The sequence below is a fragment of the Arhodomonas sp. KWT genome (assembly GCF_010993615.1).
Window position 1 is genome coordinate 1 of record NZ_WNXE01000137.1, and the last position, 7,313, is coordinate 7,313.

Annotated in this window: 6 protein-coding genes and 1 pseudogene; 6 read left to right on the forward strand and 1 reads right to left on the reverse strand. The window is 68.0% G+C overall.

Translation table 11 applies throughout. The features are described from left to right. A partial coding sequence (locus tag G7A99_RS14875) for a glycerol kinase GlpK (protein ID WP_163141514.1) occupies positions 1-1,166 on the reverse strand: 1,166 nt, incomplete at its 3' end. 172 nt (positions 1,167-1,338) lie between these two features. Here G7A99_RS14875 and G7A99_RS14880 point away from each other — a divergent pair. The 6 genes and pseudogenes from G7A99_RS14880 to G7A99_RS14905 form a co-directional block, all read left to right on the forward strand. Continuing rightward, the gene (locus G7A99_RS14880) at positions 1,339-2,190 is read left to right on the forward strand and encodes a DeoR/GlpR family DNA-binding transcription regulator (RefSeq protein ID WP_163141517.1); all 852 of its coding nucleotides are present in this window, start codon (positions 1,339-1,341) and stop codon (positions 2,188-2,190) included. Positions 2,191-2,299: 109 nt separating this feature from the next. Then, the gene (gene glpD / locus G7A99_RS14885) at positions 2,300-3,847 is read left to right on the forward strand and encodes a glycerol-3-phosphate dehydrogenase (RefSeq protein ID WP_163141520.1); all 1,548 of its coding nucleotides are present in this window, start codon (positions 2,300-2,302) and stop codon (positions 3,845-3,847) included. 75 nt (positions 3,848-3,922) lie between these two features. After that, the gene (locus tag G7A99_RS14890; RefSeq protein WP_026321277.1) at positions 3,923-5,014 is read left to right on the forward strand and encodes an ABC transporter ATP-binding protein; all 1,092 of its coding nucleotides are present in this window, start codon (positions 3,923-3,925) and stop codon (positions 5,012-5,014) included. Between the two features lie 13 nt (positions 5,015-5,027). After that, positions 5,028-6,113 (forward strand): ABC transporter ATP-binding protein, encoded by a 1,086-nt coding sequence (locus tag G7A99_RS14895; protein ID WP_018719767.1) that lies wholly within the window; start codon positions 5,028-5,030, stop codon positions 6,111-6,113. A 25-nt stretch (positions 6,114-6,138) separates the two neighbouring features. Beyond that, positions 6,139-7,005 (forward strand): carbohydrate ABC transporter permease, encoded by an 867-nt coding sequence (locus G7A99_RS14900; RefSeq protein ID WP_018719766.1) that lies wholly within the window; start codon positions 6,139-6,141, stop codon positions 7,003-7,005. 9 nt (positions 7,006-7,014) lie between these two features. Beyond that, positions 7,015-7,313: pseudogene (locus G7A99_RS14905) on the forward strand (hypothetical protein); the annotation flags it as partial.

Genomic DNA, 7,313 nt, shown 5'->3' on the forward strand with positions numbered 1-7,313 from the left:
TGGGTCTGGTAGCACACGGACTCCAGCGCCGCGCGGGCGAGCTCCGCGACGCCGGTGTCCCGGGACAGGCCGAAGATCGCGCCGCGGGCGTCCGGGTCCCAGTGCGGGGCGCCCAGGCCCGTGAACGCGGGCACCATGTAGACCCCGGCGTTGTCCGGCAGCTCGCGGGCAAGGCGTTCCGACTCCGCTGCGGTGGTGATCACGCCGAGGCCGTCGCGCAGCCACTGCAGCGCCGCACCGGCGACGAATATCGAGCCCTCCAGCGCGTAGGTCGGCCGGCCGTCGATGCGGTAGGCGAGGGTGGTGAGCAGATGATGGCTGGAGGCGACCGGCGTGTCGCCTGTGTTGAGCAGCGCGAAGCAGCCGGTGCCGTAGGTGCTCTTCACCATGCCCGGTGAGAAGCAGCACTGGCCGACTACGGCGGCGTGCTGGTCGCCGGCGATACCGCGTACCGGGATGCTCCGGCCGAAGATGTTCGGCAGGGTCTCGCCGAAGTCCGCCGCGCTGTCGTGCACCGCGGGCAGCAGGGCCCGGGGTACGTCGAAGAGTGCGAGGAGGTCGTCGTCCCAGTGCTGCTCGCGGATATTGAACAGCATCGTGCGCGATGCGTTGGTGGCGTCGGTGGCGTGGACCCGCCCGCCGGTGAGCCGCCACAGCAGCCAGCTGTCCACGGTGCCGAAGGCGAGCCGGCCGTCCCGGGCACGCTCCCGCGTGCCGGGGACGTTGTCCAGGATCCAGGCGATCTTGGTCGCCGAGAAGTAGGGGTCGAGCAGCAGCCCGGTGCGCTCGGTGACCGTTGCCGCGGCGCCCTGTCCGCGTAGCTCCGCGCACCAGTCGGCGGTCCGGCGGTCCTGCCAGACGATCGCCGGGGCGACGGCGTGGCCGGTGTCCCGGTCCCAGATCACGGTGGTCTCGCGCTGGTTGGTGATTCCCAGGGTGACCACTGTCGCGCCGCGCTCGGCCGCGTCGTCCATCGCCTGGCGGCAGACGGAAACGGTGGACTGCCAGAGGTCCTCCGGGTCGTGCTCCACCCAGCCGCTGTGCGGGTAATGCTGCGGGAACTCCTGCTGCGCGCTCGACACGATCCGGCCTTCGAGATCGAAAACGATCGCCCGCGAGCTCGTCGTGCCCTGATCGATGGCCAGAATGGCCTGCTGCTGCGCCATGACTCTCCTCCGGTGCCGCGTTCTCCCGTGTCCAGGCCGTCGCCGTTATGTGCAGCGTGGCGCGGGAGGCGCTATAAATGCGCCAGTGGTGGTTCGCAAAAACCACTGGCATGTTCGTTTGCGAACAGGGAAAGTAAACTGTAATCACGCCGGACCGTCAACGGGAGGAAGTATGACCGAAGGCGCCGAGCAGCCGGCACTCAACCAGCGTCAGCAGGCGATCCTGGGGTTCGTCCGGCAGCAGGGGTTCGTCTCCGTCGAGGCCCTCGCCGAGCATTTCGGGGTGACTGCGCAGACGGTTCGCCGGGACGTCAACGCGCTGTGCCGGCTCGGGCGGCTGCGGCGTTTTCATGGCGGTGCGGGACTGCCCTCGACGGTGGAGAACGACGCCTACGCCCACCGTCAGGTGCGCTGCCTCGAGGAGAAGCAGCGCATCGCCCGGGAGGTGGCGGCGAGGATACCGGACCAGGCCTCGCTGTTCCTCACCCTCGGCACGACCACCGAGGAGGTCGCCAAGGCGCTGCTCGGACATGCCGGGCTGCGGGTGATCACCAACAACCTCAACGTGGCCCATATCCTCAGCGACAACGCTACCTTCGAGGTCATCATCGCCGGCGGCGTGGTGCGTCACCGCGATCGCGGCGTGACCGGCGAGGCGACCATCGACTTCATGAAGCAGTTCAAGGTCGACTTCGCCGTCATGGGCATCTCCGGTATCGATGACGACGGCACGCTGCTCGATTTCGATTACCGGGAGGTCCGGGTGCTGCAGGCGATCATGGCGCACTCGCGCACTATATTCCTGGTCGCCGACCACACCAAGTTCCACCGCAACGCGATGGTGCGCCTCGGTCATCTCTCGGAGGTGGATGTGCTGTTCACCGACAGCGAGCCGCCGTCGGCGATGCAGCGCTGCCTTGCCGAAGGCGGTGGCTCGGTGGTGGTGGCCGCCGCCGACGGCACTGCGCCGGCGGTGCGACGCGTTCGTGACGAATCCCCCGAAGAATGTTCAAACGAAAATTAATGTAGTGATTTGAAAATATACAGACGCGTGCTAGGTTAGATACCGAACATGACAACACCCCGCGGCGGGACTGCCACCGGCGGCGTGGGCGGTGCGGAACGGAGCACGCATGGCGAGGAGAGAGACATTCGATCTGCTGGTCGTGGGCGGGGGCATCAACGGTGCCGGTATCGCCCGCGACGCCGCCGGCAGAGGGCTGTCCGTGGCGCTCTGCGAGCAGGGTGATCTCGCGAACTTCACCTCCTCGGCGAGTACCAAGCTCGTCCACGGCGGGTTGCGCTACCTCGAGTACTACGAGTTCCGGCTCGTGCGCAAGGCGCTGCAGGAGCGGGAGGTGCTGCTCGGTATCGCACCGCACATCATCTGGCCAATGCGCTTCGTCATGCCCCATGTGCGCGAACTCCGCCCGGCGTGGATGATCCGGCTCGGCCTGTTCCTCTATGACCATCTCGGCGGTCGCCGCCGGCTGCCGTCCTCCTCGGGCATCGACCTGACCCGCCACGTCGCGGGGGAGCCCCTGGCTCCCGGTTTCCGGCGCGGCTTCGTGTATTCCGACTGCTGGGTCCAGGACGCGCGGCTGGTCGTGCTCAACGCCAGGGACGCCGCCGAGCGCGGTGCGCGGGTGATGACACGCACGCGCTGCATCGCCGCCCGGCGGGACAGCGACGCCTGGGAGGCGACCCTGCAGTGCACCCGCACCGGCCGGGAGTGGTCGGTGCGCGCCCGCGGTATCGTCAACGCCGCGGGCCCGTGGGTGGGCCGTTTCCTCGGCGAGGCCGCCGGCATCGAGCAGAGCCGCGACGTCCATCTGGTCAAGGGCAGCCACATCGTGGTGCCGCGGCTGTTCCACCACGAATATGCCTACATCTTCCAGAACACCGACGGGCGCATCGTCTTCGCCATCCCCTACGAGCAGGACTTCACCCTCATCGGCACGACGGACGTCGTCCACGAGGGCAATCCCGCGGAGGCGGAGGCGTCCCGCGAGGAGATCGAATACCTCTGCGAGGCGGTGAACCGCTACTTCGAGCACCAGCTGCGCCCGGAGGACGTGGTGTGGACGTACTCCGGGGTGCGCCCGCTCTACGACGAGGACGACAACGACAACGCCTCGGCGGTCAGCCGGGACTACCTGCTGGAACTCGATACCCGGGCGGCGCCGCTGCTCAACGTATTCGGCGGCAAGCTCACCACCTACCGCACGCTCGCGCGGGAGGCCATGGACAAGCTCGTCCCCGAGCTCGGCGGCTCCGGGCGTGACTGGACCGGCGAGGCCTCACTGCCGGGCGGGGACATGCCGGACGCGGATTTCGGGGCGTTCCTCGAGGCCGTCCTGAGCCGTTATCCGTGGCTGCCGGAGCGCCTCGCCTGGCGGCTGGCGCGCAACTACGGCACCCGCATCGAGCGGATACTCGGCACGGCGGATGGTCTGGACGGGTTGGGCGAGCATTTCGGCGACGACCTCTACGAGGCGGAGCTGTCCTACCTGCGCGACGAGGAGTGGGCGCAGACCGCGGACGACGCCCTGTGGCGGCGCAGCAAGCTCGGGCTGCGGCTGGATGTCGCGGCGCGCGCGCGCGTGCAGCAGTGGTTCGAGGCGTTCACACTCCCGGCAGGCGGTGACGCCGTCGACGCCGTGCCCGAGCAGGACGGCTAGCAGACAGGGGCGCCGCGCATCGCGTCTGAGGAACACGATGCGTGCGCCCGGGGAATTGCGAGGAGGAGATCCGCAGTGACGCTATCACTGGAGCATGTCAGAAAGGTCGTGGGCGGCGACACCCACCTCTACGACCTTTCACTGTCCGTCGAACCCGGCAGCTTCAACGTGCTGCTCGGCCTCACCGGGGCGGGGAAGACCTCGGTGATGCGCCTCATGGCCGGGCTGGACAGGCCGAGCAGCGGCCGGATCGTGATGAACGGGCGCGACGTCACGCGCGTGCCGGTGCGCAAGCGCAACGTGGCGATGGTCTACCAGGAGTTCATCAACTACCCGGCGTTCACCTGTTTCGACAACATTGCCTCGCCGCTCAAGCTCGCCAGGCTCGGCCGCCAGGAGATCCGCGAGCGTGTGCACCGCGAGGCGGAGCGGCTGCACATCGAGCACCTGCTCGAGCGCATGCCGGGCGAGCTTTCCGGCGGCCAGCAGCAGCGCCTCGCGATGGCCCGCGCGCTGGTGCGTGACGCGGACCTGCTGCTCATGGACGAGCCGCTGGTGAACCTCGACTACAAGCTCCGCGAGGAGCTCCGCGAGGAGATGCGCGAGATCTTCCGCGAGCGCGACGCCATCGTCGTCTACGCCACCACCGATCCCATGGAGGCGTTGACCCTCGGCGGCAATACCGCCGTGCTCCACGAAGGCGAGCTGATCCAGTACGGCGCGACCCCCTACGTCTATCACCACCCGGCCTCGGTCGCGGTGACCCAGGTGTTCAGCGATCCGCCGATGAACCTGTTCGAGGCGCGCGTGGATGACGGGCTTGTCCGCGTCGGCGATAACGAGCCGGTCGAGCGGCCGGCACACTTCGCGCAGCTCGCGCCCGGGCGTTACCGCGTCGGCGTTCGGCCGTCCCACGTCACCGTGGCGCCCCGTACCGACGCGGACCTGGTGGTGCGCGGCGACGTGGACATCGCCGAGATCACCGGTTCGGAGACCTTTATCCACATGCGCCGGGGCGAGGCCGAGTGGGTAGTGCAGGCCTCGGGGGCGCACCCGTTCGAGCTGGGTCAGACGCTGTCGGTGCACGTCGACCCGCGGCACCTTTTCGCATTCGACGACGACGGCCGGTTGATGGCGTCGCCGACCCGACGCCGCGTGGACGCCTGAGGAGAGAGCCGAGATGGCCCGAATCGATCTGGAGAAGCTGGCCCATTCCTACATGGCGCGTCCCGCGGGGCCGGCGGATTACGCGCTGCGGCGCATGGACCACGTCTGGGAGGACGGCGGCGCGTACGCACTGCTCGGCCCCTCGGGCTGCGGCAAGACGACGCTGCTCAACATCATTTCCGGGCTGGTGCGCCCGAGCGAGGGGCGGGTGCTCTTCGACGGCGAGGACGTCACGGACCTGCCGCCGGAGCACCGCAACATCGCGCAGGTGTTCCAGTTCCCGGTCATCTACGACACGATGACCGTGCGCGAGAACCTCGCCTTCCCTCTGCGTAACCGCGGCGTTCCCGCCGCCCGCATCCGCGAGCGCACCACTGAGATCGCGGAGATGCTCGATCTCTCCGATTCCCTCGACGCCAAGGCCGCTGGCCTGGGCGCGGATGCCAAGCAGAAGCTCTCCATGGGGCGCGGGTTGGTGCGCGAGGACGTGGCGGCGGTGCTGTTCGACGAGCCGCTCACGGTCATCGACCCGCACCTCAAGTGGCAGTTGCGGCGCAAGCTCAAGGAGATCCACGAGCAGCTCCGGCTCACGCTGGTCTACGTCACCCACGACCAGACCGAGGCGTTGACCTTCGCCGACAAGGTCGTGGTGCTCTACGAGGGCCGCGTGGTCCAGCTCGGCACGCCGCAGGAGCTCTTCGAGCGTCCCGAGCACACCTTCGTGGGGTACTTCATCGGCAGCCCGGGGATGAATTTCCTCGACTGCCGCCTGGAGGGCGGCCGCGCGCTGGTTGACGGCCACGCCATCGAGCTCCCCGCGGACGTGGTCGAGTGCGCCGGCGCGCAGACCGGCGCTCTGAGGATCGGCATCCGTCCGGAGTTCCTGCGTTTCGCCGGCGAGGGCGAGCGCGGCGTGCCGGCGCGGGTGCTGGAGGTGGAGGACCTCGGTAACTACCAGATCGCGACGGTGGAGATGGGCGAGGGCCGGCGGCTCAGCCTCAAGCTCGACGAGGACACCGCCGCCCCGTCCGAGGGGGCCGAGCTCGTGTTCCCGCCGGAGTGGACCAAGCTTTACGCCGACGAGCAGCTGGTGGGCTGACGCGGTAGCGGGAGGAGAAACAACCATGCACAGACCCGTCAATCAACGCGCCTGGCTGATGGTGCTTCCGGTGGTGTTGGTGGTGTCGTTCAGCGCGATCATCCCGCTGATGACGGTCGTCAACTATTCGTTCCAGGACTTCTTCCGCGGCCAGGCCATCTGGGTCGGTACGGAATGGTACGTGGACATCCTCACGGACCCGGAGCTGCAGGCCGCCTTCGGCCGCCAGCTGCTGTTCTCCGGGCTGGTCCTGCTCATCGAGATACCGCTGGGTGTCGGCATTGCGCTGTGCATGCCCAAGCGCGGCGTCGCCTCCTCGGCGGCGCTGGTGGCGCTGGCGCTGCCGCTACTGGTGCCCTGGCGCGTGGTCGGCACCATCTGGCAGGTGTTCGGCCGCGGCGGGATCGGGCTGCTCGGCGTGGCGCTCAACGCCCTCGGCATCGATTACAACTACACCGGCGATCCGCTGGACGCCTGGCTGACGGTCATGGCCATGGAGGTCTGGCACTGGACCTCGCTGGCGGTGCTGCTCGCCTACGCCGGGCTGCAGTCCATCCCGGACGCCTTCTACCAGGCCGCGCGCATCGATGGCGCCTCGCGCTGGGCGATCTTCCGCTACATCGAGCTGCCCAAGCTCAAGGGCGTGCTGATGATCGCGGTCCTGCTGCGCTTCATGGACAGCTTCAAGATTTACGCCGAGCCGTTCACGCTCACCGGCGGCGGGCCGGGTTCGTCGACGACCTTCCTGAGCCAGCAGCTCAACACCATTGCCATCATGCAGAGCGACCTCGGCCCGGGCGGCGCGTACTCGATCATCTACTTCCTGATCATCCTGCTGTTCAGCTACGTCTTCTACCAGGCGATCACCAACATCGGTAAGGACAACAAGTGAGGCGGTGCCATGAGTGAGCGTCGATCAACCGCAACACCGCCCGCTGCCGGACGCCGGCGTCTGAAATCCTCGGGCGCCTCCCGCGTGCGCTACATCTGGCTCGGGCTGTACCTGCTCTTCCTGATGCTGCCGCTGTACTGGCTGGTGAAGATGTCCTTCCAGCCGACGCCGGAGATCCTCAGCTCGTTCCGGCTGTGGCCGGCGGACTTCACACTGGAGCACTACGCCACGATCTTTACGGACCCGACGTGGTACTGGCCGTTCCTGAACTCGATCATCTACGTGGCGATGAACACGGTCATCTCGCT

Coding starts and splice junctions, on each gene's coding strand:
- glpD (WP_163141520.1), top strand. CDS start 2,300: ATGGCGAGGAGAGAGACATTCGATCTGCTGGTCGTGGGCGGGGGCATC.
- G7A99_RS14900 (WP_018719766.1), top strand. CDS start 6,139: ATGCACAGACCCGTCAATCAACGCGCCTGGCTGATGGTGCTTCCGGTG.
- G7A99_RS14880 (WP_163141517.1), top strand. CDS start 1,339: ATGACCGAAGGCGCCGAGCAGCCGGCACTCAACCAGCGTCAGCAGGCG.
- G7A99_RS14895 (WP_018719767.1), top strand. CDS start 5,028: ATGGCCCGAATCGATCTGGAGAAGCTGGCCCATTCCTACATGGCGCGT.